At 61.4% G+C, this 17,201-nt stretch carries 15 protein-coding genes and 1 pseudogene; 4 read left to right on the forward strand and 12 right to left on the reverse strand.

Annotated features, from left to right (window positions below; genetic code table 11):
* The 6 genes and pseudogenes from tsaE to VMH22_15585 all read right to left on the reverse strand — a co-directional run bounded on the left by tsaE (window position 1) and on the right by VMH22_15585 (window position 3,517).
* Complete coding sequence (gene tsaE / locus VMH22_15560) at window positions 1-216, reverse strand: tRNA (adenosine(37)-N6)-threonylcarbamoyltransferase complex ATPase subunit type 1 TsaE (GenBank protein ID HTW93106.1); 216 nt, start codon at window positions 214-216, stop codon at window positions 1-3.
* Between the two features lie 135 nt (window positions 217-351).
* Window positions 352-570: pseudogene (locus tag VMH22_15565) on the reverse strand (tRNA (adenosine(37)-N6)-threonylcarbamoyltransferase complex ATPase subunit type 1 TsaE).
* Window positions 571-620: 50 nt separating this feature from the next.
* Complete coding sequence (locus tag VMH22_15570; protein HTW93107.1) at window positions 621-971, reverse strand: four helix bundle protein; 351 nt, start codon at window positions 969-971, stop codon at window positions 621-623.
* 84 nt (window positions 972-1,055) lie between these two features.
* Window positions 1,056-2,252: an acetyl-CoA C-acetyltransferase gene (locus VMH22_15575; protein ID HTW93108.1), complete on the reverse strand. Its 1,197-nt coding sequence runs from the start codon at window positions 2,250-2,252 to the stop codon at window positions 1,056-1,058.
* A 49-nt stretch (window positions 2,253-2,301) separates the two neighbouring features.
* Window positions 2,302-2,694 (reverse strand): four helix bundle protein, encoded by a 393-nt coding sequence (locus tag VMH22_15580; GenBank protein ID HTW93109.1) that lies wholly within the window; start codon window positions 2,692-2,694, stop codon window positions 2,302-2,304.
* 52 nt (window positions 2,695-2,746) lie between these two features.
* Window positions 2,747-3,517, reverse strand: a complete 771-nt coding sequence (locus VMH22_15585) for an enoyl-CoA hydratase-related protein (GenBank protein HTW93110.1) — start codon at window positions 3,515-3,517, stop codon at window positions 2,747-2,749.
* A 150-nt stretch (window positions 3,518-3,667) separates the two neighbouring features.
* Between VMH22_15585 and VMH22_15590 the strand changes: the two genes are divergently transcribed.
* Both VMH22_15590 and VMH22_15595 read left to right on the forward strand, forming a co-directional pair.
* Entirely contained in the window at window positions 3,668-4,219 is a 552-nt protein-coding gene (locus VMH22_15590; protein HTW93111.1) for a LemA family protein, read from the forward strand.
* A 24-nt stretch (window positions 4,220-4,243) separates the two neighbouring features.
* The gene (locus VMH22_15595; protein ID HTW93112.1) at window positions 4,244-5,191 is read left to right on the forward strand and encodes a M48 family metalloprotease; all 948 of its coding nucleotides are present in this window, start codon (window positions 4,244-4,246) and stop codon (window positions 5,189-5,191) included.
* 29 nt (window positions 5,192-5,220) lie between these two features.
* On the opposite strand, the gene dnaE is transcribed toward VMH22_15595, so the two are convergent.
* From dnaE to VMH22_15625, 6 genes are all read right to left on the reverse strand, one after another.
* Window positions 5,221-8,748, reverse strand: a complete 3,528-nt coding sequence (dnaE, locus tag VMH22_15600) for a DNA polymerase III subunit alpha (protein HTW93113.1) — start codon at window positions 8,746-8,748, stop codon at window positions 5,221-5,223.
* A gap of 171 nt (window positions 8,749-8,919) precedes the next feature.
* The gene (locus tag VMH22_15605; GenBank protein HTW93114.1) at window positions 8,920-9,594 is read right to left on the reverse strand and encodes a TonB C-terminal domain-containing protein; all 675 of its coding nucleotides are present in this window, start codon (window positions 9,592-9,594) and stop codon (window positions 8,920-8,922) included.
* Between the two features lie 178 nt (window positions 9,595-9,772).
* The gene (locus VMH22_15610; GenBank protein ID HTW93115.1) at window positions 9,773-10,177 is read right to left on the reverse strand and encodes a biopolymer transporter ExbD; all 405 of its coding nucleotides are present in this window, start codon (window positions 10,175-10,177) and stop codon (window positions 9,773-9,775) included.
* Window positions 10,174-10,899, reverse strand: coding sequence for a MotA/TolQ/ExbB proton channel family protein (locus VMH22_15615; GenBank protein HTW93116.1), 726 nt, complete (start codon window positions 10,897-10,899; stop codon window positions 10,174-10,176). Before VMH22_15615 ends, VMH22_15610 begins: the two co-directional genes overlap by 4 nt.
* A 3-nt stretch (window positions 10,900-10,902) precedes the next feature.
* Entirely contained in the window at window positions 10,903-11,694 is a 792-nt protein-coding gene (gene ybgF, locus VMH22_15620; protein HTW93117.1) for a tol-pal system protein YbgF, read from the reverse strand.
* 26 nt (window positions 11,695-11,720) lie between these two features.
* Window positions 11,721-12,230, reverse strand: a complete 510-nt coding sequence (locus VMH22_15625; GenBank protein ID HTW93118.1) for an OmpA family protein — start codon at window positions 12,228-12,230, stop codon at window positions 11,721-11,723.
* Window positions 12,231-12,465: 235 nt separating this feature from the next.
* Here VMH22_15625 and VMH22_15630 point away from each other — a divergent pair, with 235 nt between their 5' ends.
* Together VMH22_15630 and VMH22_15635 are read left to right on the forward strand one after the other, a co-directional pair.
* A complete protein-coding gene (locus VMH22_15630; GenBank protein HTW93119.1) occupies window positions 12,466-13,206 on the forward strand; it encodes a helix-turn-helix transcriptional regulator in 741 nt (246 codons plus the stop codon).
* Between the two features lie 15 nt (window positions 13,207-13,221).
* Complete coding sequence (locus VMH22_15635) at window positions 13,222-15,810, forward strand: hypothetical protein (GenBank protein ID HTW93120.1); 2,589 nt, start codon at window positions 13,222-13,224, stop codon at window positions 15,808-15,810.
* Window positions 15,811-17,201: the final 1,391 nt, after the last annotated feature.

A 17,201-nucleotide genomic window follows, 5' to 3' on the forward strand; every position in this document is an offset into this window, starting at 1 on the left:
CTAGATCGGCGCACGTAGGCCGGTAATCTCAATCCGTCGGCCGGAACCCTCGACGTCCATCCGCACCCGTATCGCCCTGTCCGGCAGGATCTTCTCCGCCCGCTCAGCCCACTCGATCAGACAGACGCCTTCACCTTCAAGGTAAGAATCAAGCCCGATCGACTCAAAGTCGCTGTTCTCGCTCAGCCGGTAGAGATCAACGTGGTAGACCGGCACCCCCTCCCTTTGTTCCCTCCCCCTCAAAGGGGGAGGGAGGGGTGAGGGTGACCGCTTCGATTCATCGTCCGAACCTTGGTGCACTTGGCAGCTCCCTTCCGGGTCAGCCGCTCTTTGTGTCTTTGTGTCTTGGTGGTGAATCCCGGCCCTCCCTTGATACTCCGTAACGATGACAAAGGACGGGCTCTTCACGACGTCTCCAACGCCCAAGCCGGCAGCAACACCCTTTATCATTGTGGTCTTGCCTGCACCCAAGTCTCCGTAGAAGGCGACCACATCACCAGGCCGCAGGATGGAAGAAAGAGCGCGGCCCAGGGCGACGGTTTCCTCTGAACTCTTGGTATGATACACCACTTGTCGCCCTAAGTGCGAACGCCGAACGCCGAACGCCAAACTGACACCGACTACAGCCCGCGCTTTGCCGTCTTCCTTGACGCAACGAAGATGGCTACAAGTTGCCTGGCCTCATCAAGGAGCCGTTCAAGCTCCGACCTCGGTCCGCACGACAGATCTGCAAGCAACTGCATCCAGTAGACAGATTCGTCCGCCTCCTCTTCCACGATGGCGAGCTTGGCGATGAAATCCGCCCGAGACCGCGCGCGCTGTGCGGAACGATAGTTGGCTCCCACTGACGTGGCTGAACGCAGCAATTGCTTCGCGATGACCTGAAACTCAACCCGCCTGGGTAGACCCGAGCAGAAGCGAATAACGTCCAGCGCGAACCGTCGGGTCCGCAGCTCAAGATCCGTTTTCACTGCGCTGCTTGAGCCTCCCGGTACGGTTCTCGCCTTTCTCTGATCCTGTTGGTAGTTCGGCGCTCGGCGTTCGGAGTTTGGCGTTTACATGAGCTCGACGCTAATGGCCGTGGCCTCGCCGCCGCCCAAGCATGCCGCGCAAAGGCCGGTCTTCAAGCCCCGGTCCTTCAAGGCGTGGATGATGGACACGATGATTCGCGCACCGGAGCAGCCGATCGGGTGCCCGAGCGCTATCGCGCCACCGTTCACATTCACCTTGTCCCAGTTCCACCCCAGACCTTTGCCATCGGCGAGCACCTGCGATGCGAATGCCTCGTTGATCTCAATCAGGTCAAAGTGGTCAATCTTCACCCCCTGGACCTGCAGTAGGTTGTTGATCGCCTTGATTGGAGCAAAGAAGAGCCGCTTCGGCTCCCCGCCGCCCGTGGCGTATGCCACGACGCGGGCCAGCGGGGTCAGACCCTTCTGCTTTGCGTACGCGCCATCTGCCAGGACCAGCGCAGCCCCGGCATCATTGATTGAAGAGGCATTGCCCGCCGTCACCGTCCCGTCCTTGGTGAACACCGGCCTCAGGGTGGATAGCTTCTCGAACGTCGTGTCGGCACGCGGACCTTCGTCGGTATCGAACACGATTGGGTCGCCCTTGCGCTGCGGAATCACGACCGGCGTAATCTCGGCCTTGAACTTCCCGGCCTTGATCGCCGCGATGGCCTTGGCGTGGCTGCCCGCAGCCCACTTGTCCTGCTCCTGGCGGGTCACGCCGGCCTCGGTTGCGGTGAAATCACCGAGCTCACCCATGTGGACGTCGCCGAAGAAATCCCAGAGTCCGTCGTAGATCATCCCGTCCTGCATCTTGACGTCGCCCATCTTGTTACCGACGCGCAGCTGCTTCAAGTAGTACGGCACGTTGGACATGGATTCCTGGCCGCCGGTCACGACCACCTTGGCGTCTCCGGCCTTGATCATCTGGCAGCCCAGCGCCGTGGCAATCATGCCCGAACCGCAGACCTTGTTCACGGTAAGGGCCGGAATCTCGACCGAAAGCCCCGACTTCACTGCGGCCTGGCGGGCCGGGGCCTGGCCGATGCCGGCCGGGCAGACGTTGCCCATTATCACGCCCTCAACGTCAGCCGGGTTGACCCTCGACCGCTCGACCGCCGCCTTGATTGCGACCGCTCCCAACTCCGGAGCGCGCAGGCATGAGAGCGAGCCGTGGAACCGACCCACCGCCGTCCGCGCGGCGCCGACAATCACAGTATCCTTTGCCTTCCCAATAGTCATATGTTACTCCTTTCAAGAAAGTTTGAGTTACGAGTGTCGAATGTCGATTTCACCTGCCCTCGCGGGCGGTCTTCTTTGACGCCACGACAATCGACACGAGTTCACCTGCTTCAGACATCAACCGGACAATGTCCTCGCCTGCCGGAACATTCAGTTCCTTCAATAGCTCAAGCCAGTAGAGACTCTCGTCAGCTTCCTCCTCCACCAACGCCAGTTTGGCTACGAAATCAGCTCTGGACCGAGCCCGACACGCGGCTCGGTAGTTGGCACCCACCGACGTAGCCGACCGCATCAACTGCCTGGCGACGACGACACACTCAGGACGTCGCGGAAGCGCCGTACAGAACCGAAGTGCATCCAGTGCGAACCGCTTCGTCCGGGCTTTCAGATCCTGGCGCGTCCTCCTGCCGGAGCAGCTTCCCGCATGGTCCGCCACGTTCATATCAAACACCAGTGCCCGTCACGTCGGCTCGTCACTCGTCGCTCGTCACTCGTCACTTCCAGTTGGGCTTGCGTTTCTCAAGGAATGCCTTGGTGCCTTCGAAGGGTTCCCCGGTTGAGAAGCACATGCCAAACGTTTCTACCTCAAACGAATTCCCCGTGGCGAGGTCAACATCCAGGCCGCGGTTGATGCAAGTCTTCGCATACTTCACGGCTGTCGGACCTTTGCTCGCGATCTTCTTCGCCATCTCGGTGACCGTCGCGATCAGCTTGTCACCGGGCACGACCTTGTTCGCAAGGCCGATGCGCAGGGCCTCGGCCGCGTCAATCGCGTCCGCCGTAAGTATCAGCTCTTTCGCGATCCCCGGCCCGACCAGGCGGGCGAGGCGCTGCGTACCACCGAAGCCCGGAATCAGCCCGAGGTTCACTTCCGGCTGGCCGATCTTCACGCTGTCGGCCAGAACCCGGATGTCACAGGCGAGCGCGATTTCGCACCCGCCGCCGAGCGCGTAGCCGTTGACCGCGGCAATGACCGGCTTCTCCATGCTCGCGATCTTGCCGAGCGCACGGTGCCCGTTCTGCGCAAACTCCCGTGCCTGCATCGGAGTGAACTTCGACATCTCGGCGATGTCGGCCCCGGCCACGAACATCTTGCCTTCGGCGTAGACAACTACGACCATCACGTCGTCTTCGCGGGCGAACCAGTCCATCGCGCGCTCGATCTCGAGCACGATCTCCGTATTGAGCGCGTTCATCGGCGGGCGGTTCATCTTCAGCCAGCCGATACCGTCTTCTTTTCTGACTACCAAGTGCTTGAATTCCACTGCGGGCCTCCTGTTCTGGCTCACCACAAGCGGGTGAGGAACATGAATATAGAACGCTCTTTGCCGATGGTCAAGCCGGCACGCGGCGGCCCCCGGCGTTTGACTGCAACCAGAAAGGCGTTATGCTAGTCCAACTAACCTGGGAGAAATATGATAGCGTTGATAATCGTCCTTGTCCTGATTGTCCTGCTGGTCATGATCGCCATCGGTATCTACAACTCGCTGGTGGTGAAGCGAAACCGAGTCAGGAACGGCTGGTCCCAGATTGACGTTCAACTCAAGCGCCGGATTGACCTGATCCCGAACCTCGTCGAAACGGTCAAAGGTTACGCCGCGCACGAGAAAGAGATCTTTGAGCGGATTGCCGAAGCCCGGTCGCTGGCTATCAACGCCAAAGGTCCGGCCGAATCGGCCAAGGCGAACAACATGCTCTCCGACACGCTGAAGACCTTGTTCGCCGTGGCCGAGAACTACCCGAACCTGAAGGCGAACGAGAACTTTCTCAGCCTCCAGGAAGAGCTCTCCAATACCGAAAACAAGATCGCTTTCGCCCGGCAGTTCTACAACGACACGGCGATGGACTACAACAACGCGACCCAGATGTTCCCTTCCAGCATCTTCGCCGGTATGTTCGGTTTCAAGCAGTCGGAGTTCTACAGCGTCCCCGAAGCCGAACGCGAGGCGCCGAAGGTCAAGTTCTAGAAGTCAACCAGTAGCACGCCCAACATGGCCGAACGTAGGAATCTGTATCAACTTATCAGCGCCAACAAGGCCAAGACCTACCTCTTCATCGTGGGTTTCTCACTTCTTCTCGAGCTGGTCGGCTACGGGCTGGGTTGGTACTTCAGATGGGGAACCGGCGCGTATGCGCTGTTCGGTCTCTTCATAGTCGGCTACAACCTCGTCCTGTACTACAACTCCGACAAGCTCGCCCTTGCCGTCAACGGCGCCAAGCCGGCGGATCCGTCTCAATACCACCAGCTACACAACGTGGTCGAGGAGGTCGCGATTGCCGCAGGGATACCGAAGCCGAGCGTCTACGTCATCGACACCGACGCACCCAACGCCTTTGCCACCGGCCGCAATCCGAACCACGCATCAGTCGCGGTGACTCGCGGTCTGCTCCAGATCATGAACCGTGAAGAACTGCAGGGCGTAATTGCCCATGAGATGTCCCACGTCCGCAACTACGACATCCTCATCATGACTATTGTCGCCATCATCGGCGGCCTTCTGGTGCTCTTCCGGGATGTCTTCCTGCGCTGGGGTCTGTTCGGCGGATTCGGCGGGGGCCGACGCCGCGAATCGAGAGGTGGCGGCGGGCAACTCGGGCTGATACTCGTAATCCTAGCGATAGCTTTTGCCATCATCTCCCCGCTCTTGATTGCCATCATACGCGCGGCCATATCCAGACAACGTGAGTATCTCGCCGATGCATCCGGCGCTCTCATACTGCGCGACCCGTACGGGCTCAGTTCGGCCCTGAGGAAGCTGGGGACCTATGAGGGCAGGCTGCGCACCGCCTCAGCCGCGACCGCCCACATGTTCATCGCCAACCCGTTCGGCAAGGACCGTGGGACATCGATGAACCTGTTCGCGTCCCACCCACCGCTGGAGGATCGTATCCGGCGGCTTGAACAACTGGAGATGCCGGACTTAACCACTGCCGGCTAGTCACCGGCGCATCCTCTCCCTGAACGTCGTCACGGCTTTGCGGGCTGCTTTCCCTTGGAGAAGTTCCCGTTTCTGAATCTGTTTCCGTTGCGTACGCAGGGCGGTATCTCACCCTTGAACCTGACCGAATCCGGTCCGAACACCTCGCGCAGCGAGCCGATCAGCTCGTTGCTCAATGCGACCCGCTGCTCCCGCAACTTCATCTCCCGGAATGAACCATCAGGTCGGATAAGATTCAGGTAGACCTGGGCGCCGCCCGGGTGCTCTTCAAGCCGCTCCCTGAGCTTTAGCAGCATCGCGTCGTCCATTTCCTTCTCGGGAACCGAAACCACGAGCGCGTTAAGGAACCGGTTGCAATCGCTGAACAGCATCACACGGTCGGCCCAGAACTGCGGGACACCCTGACCCCGGCCGGGTGAGTCTGCGGCCGCGGCCCTGACCTTTACCGTGCCCTGCACCGCGACCAGGTTGTCGGTCTTAAGCACTGCCCGGCATCCCTCCAGCACGTCCGAGAAGACCATCACTTCGATACCACCATCAAAGTCCTCGACCGTGACAATCGCATACTCCCGGTCACGTTTGTCCTTGCGCGTCCTGCGTCCGGTGATGACGCCGCCCAGCGATGCCTTTTCGCCGTCACGCATCGACTCGATCTGGGCTATGGTCGAAAGGCCCAGCGCCTCATATTCGGCCCGGTAGGGTTCAAGGGGATGGGACGAAAAATAGAACCCGAACGCGTCCTTCTCGTATGCCAACAGCTCGTGTGTATCAAACTTGACGGGGACCGGCTTCGGCTTGTCCTCTGCCTCACCGAACATGTCGAACTGCCGTTCGGCAAATCGAAGCCTCTCCGAGGCGGCCTTGTTCATCTCCCACTCCAGTGAACTGAGGGACACGGTCCGGTTCGGCTCAAAGCTGTCGAACGCGCCGGCCTTGATGAGCGACTCGACCGCCTTCCGGTTTACGGTTCCCTTGGTACGAACGAGGAAGTCGAGCTTGTCCTCGTAAGGCCCGCGTTCCTGTCGCTCCTTGACAATGAACTCGCTGGCACCGGTTCCGAGGTTCTTCACGCCGGCCAACCCGAACCGGACGTTGCCGCCCTCAATCGTGAATGGGACGAAGCTCGAGTTCACGTCCGGACGCAGCACGGCAATCCCCATCCGCCGCGCCTCGTTCACGAACTTCGCCAGTTTCTTGAAATCCCCAAGCTCGCTGGTCAGTGTTGCGGCGATGAACTCGACCGGGAAGTTCGCCTTCAAGTACGCAGTGATGTAGGAAAGATAGGCGTAGCCCGCGGCATGTGACTTGTTGAACCCGTAGCCGGCGAACTTGGCCAGGAGGTCGAAGATCTTCTCGGCCTTCAACTCCGGTATCTTGTTGTACTTCTCGCACCCCTCGACGAAGACATCGTGCTGGGCCGCCATCTCCTCCGGCTTCTTCTTGCCCATTGCCCGGCGCAACAGGTCGGCCTTCCCGAGCGAGTAACCGGCCAGCACCTGGGCCGCCTGCATCACCTGCTCCTGGTAGATCATGATTCCGTAGGTTTCGCTGCAGATCGACTCGAGCAGCGGGTGCTCGTAGGCAATCGCCTCCCGCCCGGCCTTGCGCGCCAGGTACTGCGGAATCAGCTCCATCGGTCCGGGGCGGTACAAGGCAATCAACGCGATGATGTGCTCGACTCGGTCCGGCATCATCTGCCGGCAAAGGTCACGCATACCCGCGCTCTCGAGCTGGAACACCCCAACCGTGTCGGCCCGCTGCAGCAGCTTGAAGGTGTTGGCATCGTCGAGCGGCAACGTCTCTGCGTCGAAGCTCGTGCCCTTGTTTCGCACCAGCTTCACGGCCTCTTCGACCACCGTCAGCGTCCGCAGCCCGAGTACGTCCATCTTCAAGAGCCCCGCCGCCTCCAGCGAGTACATGTCATACTGCGTGCATGCCTCTTCTCCCGGCGCTTTGTAGAGCGGCACCAGCTCGATCAGCGGTTGCGGCGCGATGACAACGGCCGAGGCGTGGATCGAGGCGTGCCGGCACAGTCCCTCGACCTTGCGCGCGATGGCCATCATCTCCCCGTACTCCGGTTTCTCCGCGACCGCGTCTCTCAGTTCTGCGACGCCCTTGAGCGCCGGATCGAGCCCCATGTTCTGAGGAATCAGTTTCGCGATGCGGTCGACATCGCCGATCGGGACATCCAGGACGCGGCCCACGTCGCGCACGGCCGCTCGTGCCTGCATCGTGCCGAACGTAATAATCTGCGCGACCGAGCCCTCGCCGTAGCGCTGTCGGATGTAGTCGATGACTTCCTGCCGCCGAGCGTCCGAGAAGTCGATGTCAACGTCAGGCAGGCTGACACGCTCGGTAGTCAGGAATCGCTCGAAGAGCAGCCCGTAGCGCAGCGGGTCAATATCGGTAATACCCAGGCAGTAAAGCACAAGACACCCCGCCGCTGAGCCTCTGCCCGGCCCCACCGGTATGCCCTTCGACCGTGCGAAGTCCACAATGTCCTTGACCACAAGGAAGTAGCCGGGGAATCCCATCCTCGCAATCACGTCCAGTTCGAACGTCAGCCGCTCCTCAATCGCCGGCGTCGGGCGATGGTAGCGCCGATGCAGTCCTTCGCGCGTCAGGTGCTTCAGGTAGGAAAGTGCATCGGCAAAACCCGGCGGCGGGCTGAAATGCGGCAGGTGGAAACGGACGTGCTCAAGGTCAAGCCGCAGGTTGCACCGGTCTGCCACCTCGCATGTCCGGTGTACCGCATTCGGCATGTCGGCGAAGACCCTGGCCATCTCCTGCTGAGACCGGAAATAGAGCTCATTTGAGCTGATCTTCAGACGGTTCTGGTCGGAGAGCTTCTTCCCGGTCTGAATGCAGACCAGGGCATCGTGGGCGCGAACGTCATCCGAACGCAGGTAGTGGCAGTCATTGGTGGCGACGATCGGAATGTCGAGCGTGGAGCTCAACTCACGGATTCCGGGAATGATCCTCTCCTGCTCAGCAAAGCCGGCACGCATCACTTCCAGGTAGAAATTCTCCCGCCCGAGCATTTGCTGGTACTCGGAAGCCGCCTGCATCGCGTGCTCCGGGTCGTCGCGGCGCAGGTAGTGGTTTACCTCACCCTTGAGGCAGCCGGACATTCCGATGAGCCCTTCCGCATGCTCAGCCAGCAGCTCCTTGTCTATGCGGGGCCGGTAGTAGAAACCTTCCAGATAGGCCTTGGTGGTCAGTTTCATCAGGTTGTGGTAGCCGGTCTCGTTTCGGCAGAGCAACGTCAGATGGAAGCTCGCCTCATGGACGTCGCTGTCGGGCTTCCGCTCGGTACGCGAACGCGGAGCTACGTACATCTCGCTGCCGATGATCGGCTTGACGCCGGCCTTCTGCGCTTCCTTGTAGAACTTGATGGCCCCGAACATGTTTCCGTGGTCGGTAATCGCCAGTGCCGGCATCCGGTACTCCGCCGCGAGTTTGACGACCGCCTCGACGCTCGATGCGCCGTCGAGCAGGCTGTATTCGGTATGGTTGTGGAGGTGGACGAAATCCACGTCCGGGGGCTTCGCGGTCACGAACCTATAATGCGAGATAGAGCCGGCAAGTCAAGGACAGAAAATGACCAATACCCAATTCGCAATGACCAACGACGAGCCAGAAGACAATCTCTGACGACCGGTCCCTTCCGCCATTGATTAGTCATCAGCAATTGGGAATTCCGGGTTCGAGTGAAGACTGGAACCGGGCTACGGTTTCTGCTCGAACTCGAGGTGGAGCTTGAGTTGCGGACCCGGGAACTCGGGCGGCAGAGGCGGGAGCTTGTCGGTCACAAGCAAAGCCCGCTCGCAGGACACGTCGTAGGCTGCGTCACCGGACTTCTTCTCGGTCACCACATCCTTGATCGTCCCGTCACGTCCGATGACGAACATGACAGTCGCGACCAGCACCTTCGATGTACCTGCATAGGGATTCAACCAGTTGTCGGAAATACGGGTCAGCATGGCGTTGAGATAGTATGAGTACCCGAGTGCCTCGGCGCCTTCGACATTCGCACCCAGACCCTCATGCCTGAACATTCCGCCTGACCCTTTGCCGGATCCGGTCCCGGCTGCCGGCTTGGTCTGCGCCTTGCCGGCCGACTTGGACCGCGCCTTGCCCTGTGAGCGCGGCTTGTTCTCGATCAACGCGGTCCCGCTCGGTGCGGTCTTGCCGGCCTCTGCGACCGCAGGCGTTCCCGGCTGAGGCAGCGGTGAGCCGCCACTGACCACCGAGACCGAGAATACGATCGGACGGCGCGTGTCTCGTACCACATGGCCAATGCTCACTAACGCGATAATGCCGACGATGAGCGCGTGGACGCCCAGAGAGAGAAGCAGGTCAGGTGCGCTCCACCGGCTCTCGGCTTTCATCTGCGTACTCATCACGGTCAATTACTGATTCCCGATTTCCAATCCCTGGTCAAGCGACATGTCCGAATGACCAACGCCGCGCGATGCTTCGGGCTTGGACATTTCCTCTCTCGTTGGTCATAGGAATTGGGAATTGGTCATTCCTCTGCATGCCTGCCGCGAACTGGCCTTAGCCGGCACAGCAGACTCGTTACTGCGGCAACGCTACAAGGCCGATGTTGCTTATCCCCTGCTCGCGGATGTCACCGAGTATCATCATGATCGTGCCGTAGTCGACTTTCTTGTCCGCGCGCAGGTATGCTCGGTCGTAGCTGCCGCGGCTGAGCTGCTCTCCCAGCACCTTGGCAAACCCGGCCACCGTCGTCGCCTTCTTCTCGACGTATACCGCGCCGTCGGCCTGGATGCTGATCTCGAGGCCCTCTTTGGTCTGAGGCTCGACGGATGAAGTGCGCGGCAGATCCAGGTCGACGCCCTGGTTGCGACTGAACGCGGTCGAGACGCCGGCGATGAGGAATATGACCATCAGGGTGAAGCTGACGTCGGCCAGCGCGGTGATGTTCATCTCGGCCATGTACCTGAGCCGTCGCCGCTTCACTGTCCGCGTCTCTCCTCGGCGACCGATGAGACGATTTCCCGGCGCAGGATGCCGGTCAGCTCGGACTCAAACCGGTCCATGTAGCCCTCGATGTCGTGCGCGCGACCGACGAAGTAGTTGTAGAAAAGAGCCGCCGGTATCGCGACCGACAGCCCCATCACTGCCGTTATCAGGGCGTCTGAGATGCCCGGCGCGATGGTCTGCAGCGTGGGTATCTGGGTCCCGCGCAGGGTCATGAACGTAACGAGCACGCCCTGGATCGTACCCAGAAGCCCCATGAACGGCGCCACCATGGTCGCGATGGAAAGGAACGTCAGTGAGCTCTCGAGCTTCTCGGTTTCGCGTGACGCTGCCCGCTCCATTGCCTCGGTGATATTCGGAATCATGTGCTGCAACAGCTCGGCTCCCCCCTCGTTCTTGCCGAAGTCGGCGCGCAGCGCCTCGTACTCCTTCACCCCGGCCAGGAGCAATGCGGACAGCGGCGAGTACTTCAACCGCTTCGCGACACTCTCGTAGTCCCCCAGCCTGGTCCGATAGCCCCATACGCTGAGAAACTGCCGGGTCTGCCGCGAGGCGCGGCCCAGGGTTCTCAGCCTGCCGATGACAATTGCCCAGCTGATGATCGACATCAGGGCCAGCGCGATTACGTCGCAGAGCGCGAACGGCCCCGCGTGGATAAAAGGTCCGAGGAATCCGCTGCTTGGGCCCGCAGCCGGTGACACGGTCTACTGCCCCAGGGCCTGAAGCCGGCCCTGCGCCAGCTTCGCCTCGTTCGTGCCCGGATACTCCTTGACGACTTTGCGGAGCTGGTTGGCGGCCTCAGCCTTGCGGTTCTGGGCGAGGTATACGAGGCCGAGCTTGTACTCGGCCGACGCCAGCTTGTTCCCCTGGGGATAAGCCGTTATCACCTGCCGGAACCCGGCCTCGGCGCTGTCCAGCCTGCCCAGCGAGTAGAAGCACTCGCCGATCCAGTATTGGGCGTTGTCCGCGTTGTCGCTCTGAGGAAAGGACGCGACGTACCGACGAAACTCGCCGATTGCCACATCATACTTACCACGGGTGAAGTCGAGATATGCCGTGTTGTAGAGCTGGTCCTCGCTGTACGCGGCCGTATCGCTCCGGGACCGTGTCGTGTCCGGCTTCACTGGTCCGGGACGCGTCCCGGTCGCTGATTCACCGACTACCGGCGTGATGTCTCCGCGTCCGGCGCCCACCCGGCGGCTGATGCGGTCAAGCCGGTCACCCAGGTCTGCCAGACGCGCGTCGAGCTGGTCGAGCCGGCCGTCGACGTTCTCGATCTCGGTCAGGACGTCGGCGCGCAGCTTGGTCATGTCCTTGTCATGCTGCTGCTGCGCCTGTTCGACTCTTACCAGCCGCACCGACATCGAGTCAAGCACCTGGCCGCGCCGAACGTACTCGCGCTGGTAGCTGCAGCCCGTGCCTGAAACGGCAACCAGTAGACCCGACGCTGCTGCCATGCCGAAGCCGGCTGCGCGCGCGAGCCTACTGGCCGCCATCAATCATCTGGTCTCGGGCGAGGTACTTACTGGGCCGGCTTGAACTCGCAGCGCCGGTTCAGCTCGTACTTGGCCTTGTCCTGAGTGACGAGCTTTTCCTGGCCGTAGCTGATGGTCGAGAACATGTTCAGGTCCGCGCCCAGCTTGACCAGGTAGGCCTTTGCTGCCTCAGCGCGGCGCATGCCCAGCGCCATGTTGTAGGCCGCCGTGCCGATCGGGTCACAGTAGCCCTCGATTGTCACCATCGGCTTCTGCTTCGCCGCGATTGCCTTCTGGAGCAGGTCATAGTTGCTCTGGAGAATCGTCGCATCACCCGGCCTGACGTCCGACTTGTCGAAGTCGAAGTGAATGGCGGCGAGGTTCAGCTCGACCTTGGGCGGCGCCGGCGGTGTGGGCGGCTTCACGTTGAGTGTCTCCGGCGGCGGGGGTGTCGCAACCGACTCCGTCGGGGTGACGCACTTCTTGGCGCAACCGAACATGGTCAGCACGAACAACGCTCCGAGGACTACGGTCGCGAGCTTTGCTGTCGTCTTCATCGACATTCCTCCTTGGGTTCTTCTGGCAGACAATAGCTGAGACTCCTGAGAATACGTCCGGACGTTCTGATGGAAATCTCGATGGAGTAATCTACTGCCACTCTAACTGCCTGTCAAGAGAAGTCTTAGTCGCACCTCGCCTCGACTGACTCCGGGCGGTTTCGCTCGCATTAACCCGGGTTCTTGACACCGGGCCCTGCTTGCCTAACATCTACCCCGAAATGGATACGGTCTAATGGGCCGCAAGGCCCGGCCCGCCCTGCGTGGTCTCGAAGCCCTGGGCGTCCGCCTCAAGCAGATCAGGGTGCAGTCGGGCCTGTCGCAGATGAAGCTGGCCAAGTCTATCGGGTTCGACCCCGCCCATGGCTACAAATACATACTGCGGCTGGAAAAAGGGCAGGTGCCCAATCCCACGTTGCGGACGATTGCCGCCTGCCTCGAAGCCTGCGGCGCCTCATGGCAGGCCATCGTCGACGTACTGCCTGCCACCGGCACCGTTTCCTCGCCGGCGCCTCGGACGCCGTCCGCCGCACCCGCTTCGGCCCCGAACCCGGCGACAGTCGCTGCGCCGCCGCCCGCTCAAGGTCCCGCTCACCCGCTACCCGCCCGGCGCAGAGACTCCCGTCCGATGCGCGAACAACTCCGCTCCCGGCGCATCGAGGAGCACGAGCAGCACGCCCGCCGCTTCTGGCTGGGCACCAAGCAGGCCGAGGCGATGACCGTCGCCCTGCTCCGCTCACTGCGGATTCCATCCTCCCTGCACCGCGCCTACCTTTCGTTCACCCGCTCCTGCTGCTCGACCATTGACGCGATCGAGACCGCCCGCCCCGAGGTGGTCGAACGGGAACTGGCCAAACTCGTCCCGCCGGCAGTGACACAGGGACTTGACCGCGCGCTACTGGCGCAACTGCAATCAGCCTGCGTGCAGATACTCCGCCCGCAGCCGGTCGCCGGAGACGCGGAGTCGGCGGGCTAGAGTGACGGACGCCGGATGAAGCGTCCGGTCCTGCTGCCGCTTCTGGTCGCCTCGGCTCTGGCCTTCTCCCTCCCGATTGAAGCAGACACGAACCAACGCGCGAGTGCCGTCGAGAAACAGACACAATCCGTGGACTACACAATTTCCGCACGGCTCGACGACGCCGCCGGAGTGATTCGCGGCGCCGAGACCATCCGCTACCGCAACCTGAGCCGGGACACCCTCAGCGACCTCTGCCTTCACCTCTACCCCAACGCCTTTCGCGATCGCGGCACGGCATATGCTCGCGAGCTTGAGGCGATGGGCCGCTACGACTTCTCGCTCACCCGGGAACGCAGCCGCGGCTCCATCCGGCTGGACTGGACCGAATCCGGCGGCCGGGTGGGCCTCATGTACGATGCCGGGACCGAACTCGCGCTGATCCTGAACCCGCCGCTCGCACCCGGCGAAACTGTGTCAATCAGCATCGGGTTCCACACCAAAGTCCCTGCCACCGGGGCCGAGCTCGCCCGCAAAGGCCGCGGCTTCGTGCTGGCCCACTGGTTCCCCGAGGTCGCCGCAAGACAGGGGCTGTCCCCATCCAGCAACTGGCTGCTTGGCGGCTACCACGTGTTCGGCCACTCGCCCGCCGCGTTCGCGGACTACCACGTGGTGCTTGACCTGGCCCCGGACCTGGACATCGCCGCGACCGGCGCGGCAAGCGACTCTCAGGCGTACCCGGCCGGGCCGGGACGCAAGGCCGTTCACATCGAAGCGACGAACGTCGCCGGATTCGCAGTCGCGGCCTTGCCGGGACTCAAGAAGATGGCCCGCACCATCGAAGGTGTGGACGTGACGATTCTGGCGCGCAGCTTCTCCAACCCGGACTGGTACTACGCCCTCATGTCCGTGGCCGACATGCTCCACGACATGCAGCAATGGAACGGCCCGTTCCCGTTTGCCGGACTGACCATCGTTGACGGCTCTGGTGTCGTCGCGCAGGATGCATCCCACCCCGGGCTCATCGTCATGGCTACGGGCCCGATTCCTTACACGCGGATATTCGAACAGGAGCTGGCGCGGCAGGTTGCGCTGCAATGGTCGCGTTGCGCGACCGGCGCCGACGAACTCACCGACCCTGCCATCGTCCAGGGCCCTGCCGCCTACTCCGCCATGCGCTACATGGACGACAAATACGGCCGCACCAGCCTCGTGTCGAACCCCGTCTTCGGCTGGCTGCTTCGGGGCCTGAACTCCGAATACTACAACCGGCTCTACTACTACCTCGGCGCGTCGAACAACGTCCTCTGCCCGGATCCGACCAGATGTCGCGACCAGGTCGGCTACCAGGCCGCCGAGCAATCCGGCCCCGCGCTCCTGCTGCTTGCGGAAGAACGGAGACAAGGCCGGACCACCTTCGACCCATTACTGCGCACATGGACACAGGGACTGCCCGGCAAAGACCCGACCGTTTTCGACCCTGTCTCCATTCTCCACGCGCGGGGTACTGACGCCAGCCGAGCACCGGACACGGTCCTGCCCAGCCGCCTCGGCAACCGCCGCGTCACCATCCAGCCCGTCTTCGAACTGCCCAGCTTCTCCGACTACCAGATCTTCTACGGCCCGTACTTCTGGGCTGACGCCTACAGCGGAGCCCAATGCTGCGTCTGGGCTCAGGGCCGCCAGTTCTTTGACGTCGGGCCGCTGCGCGGCCGCCACCAATGGATGGTGAGTGAAATCTACAGCACCCACATTCATGACTTGCACTCCAGCGTCAACTACCAGACTCCGCTCACCTTCATCGACGACCGGTTGCGCCTCTACGCCGCGCTCGACTACTCGACCGTGGACGCCGGCGCCAAACTCTACTTCAGTCAGGAACTCGGGCCGGTCTACCGCCAGCCCAAGACCACCATCGACTTCGGCTACCGCGTCCTCGACGTCAAGAGAGTCGATTTCCGCGACACCAACGCCTGGGAACTCGGCCGCACTGCCGACCTTCGCCTGCACATCGCCCAAAGCTACGAAACGCGGCTCCTCCTCGGCAGCGCGCAACTCCTCGCGCGGAAAGGCATGACTGCGCTCGGCAGCGACAGCAACTACCTCAGGCTGGGCATTGAACAATCGCATACCTGGCGGGGCCTGCGCCCGGTCGAACTGACTCTGCGGGCGTTCGCCGGCTGCGTATGGGGCAACGTGCCCAAACAGGACCAGTTCTACCTCTCCGGCGGCCTCATCAGCAACGGCGCGGAACCGGTCACCTGGGGCTACAAAGGCATCTCGTCCGGCCAGGAAAACTGGCACTACGACGCCGACGTCAACTGCCGCGGATACGCGGGCCTGTACCTCCACGGCCGCGCCGCCTACGGCCTCAACTTCCAGGTCACGACCCCGAAACTCGGCCTGATTTCCGCGTCGCCCTTCTTCGACCTCGGCAATGTCGGAGACAGCCTGAACCAGGCCGGGTTCTGGAATCCCCGCATGGACGCCGGCCTCAAACTCACGCTCGGCCCGCTCTACGCCGACTTCCCGGTCTGGCGATTCCAATCCGGCGTTTCCGACCAGCGTTTCGCCTTCCGCTGGATGCTCGGGCTCAAAGTCAGCGGCACCCTCGGCAGCTCCTGACCGCGGTCTAATCCGCCGATTACGCAGATGACGCAGATTGAGGATTCGGATAGAGCAGAATTCAGAAACCAGAAACCAGAATGCAGAATTGACGATGGACGAGGAGACGATGGACGAAAGGACGGGTAACCGTAGATTACGCAGATGACGCAGATTCAGGATTCGGATAGAGCAGAATCCAGAAACCAGAAACCAGAATGCAGAATTGACGATGGACGAAGAGACGATGGACGAGAGGACGGGTAACCGCAGATTACGCAGATTCAGGAACCGGATAGTTCAGAACTCAGAAACCAGAGACCAGGATTCAGAATTGGCCAGACGAGGAACCAAGAACCAAAAACCAGGAACTGTCGCGAACCGCAGATGACGCAGATTGCTTTGGAGTGCGGGAGCACGGCTCCCGCTCTTCACGGCCGGCCAGAGAAGCGAACCGCGCGGATGATGACCGTATGGCTGCGCCGCACTACGTCGATGGCCACCGGAAAGCTCAGGTCAAAGTCAGCCAGAAACCTTATCAAATGGCTTGTTCAGAGGCTCACTCGAAAACTGCGGTCAAGACTCTGCACATCGCTACCTCAGTCGCTTGAGCCAAAGTACGGCACAACGTTGCTGGCATCTCTCATATCATAGACCCCGACTTCGCTTCCTGAATCAACCCGGTTGACTCTGGTCAGAATCAAACCGCATTACTAGCAGCGGTCGGCATCCTCCGGAGCATCTGCCTAACCGTTCGATAGACCGCCCGACACACCTACCGGAAGTCAGTCTGCAGGACCAACTGCAAGTAGGACTATCGGATCGACCATTACACCAACCGACAGTCCGACCATAAGACATACCAGCAGTACAACCGATGATTCAACCGACAGTAGGTCTATCAGTCGAACCTGCACAGGGTCTACTAGTCCAACTGCTGGTTCGATATTTGGATGTACTGCTGCACCAATCCATAGACCGTCTACCGGACGGTCTGGTAGACGGTCTGGTAGACGGTCTAGTAGAAGCAGAGTCTTGGCGCTGCGCTGGCCGAGGCTATGTTGCTAACCTACGTACTTATGGCATTTAGATTGCTTGCGCGGTCGCTGTGTATGGCTCAGCAGTTATTCCGGTCTTGTTGCTATCAATTGCGTTCATGGCTGCCCCTGCTATGTTCATCCCGGCACTCAGCCGCTCAGGCGGAATTCGCCATTCAGTGTAGGTCAGGAATCCGCACTCCGATGCCGCCGCCCGGCCCGCCAATGAGACCAAGGTCAAAGAGACCATCAACGCATGCGGGGTCTCAACGCAGCGCCTTCCGACCCCAGCGTCTGACTCCTGCAAACTGCCAACTGGAAACTGGCAACTCGCGCCGTAGGCGCGTCAGGTCCTGGCCAGGACCCATGAGGACG

It is taken from the genome of bacterium (assembly GCA_035505375.1).
Taxonomy (GTDB): domain Bacteria; phylum Hydrothermota; class Tepidihabitantia; order Tepidihabitantales; family Tepidihabitantaceae; genus UBA2258.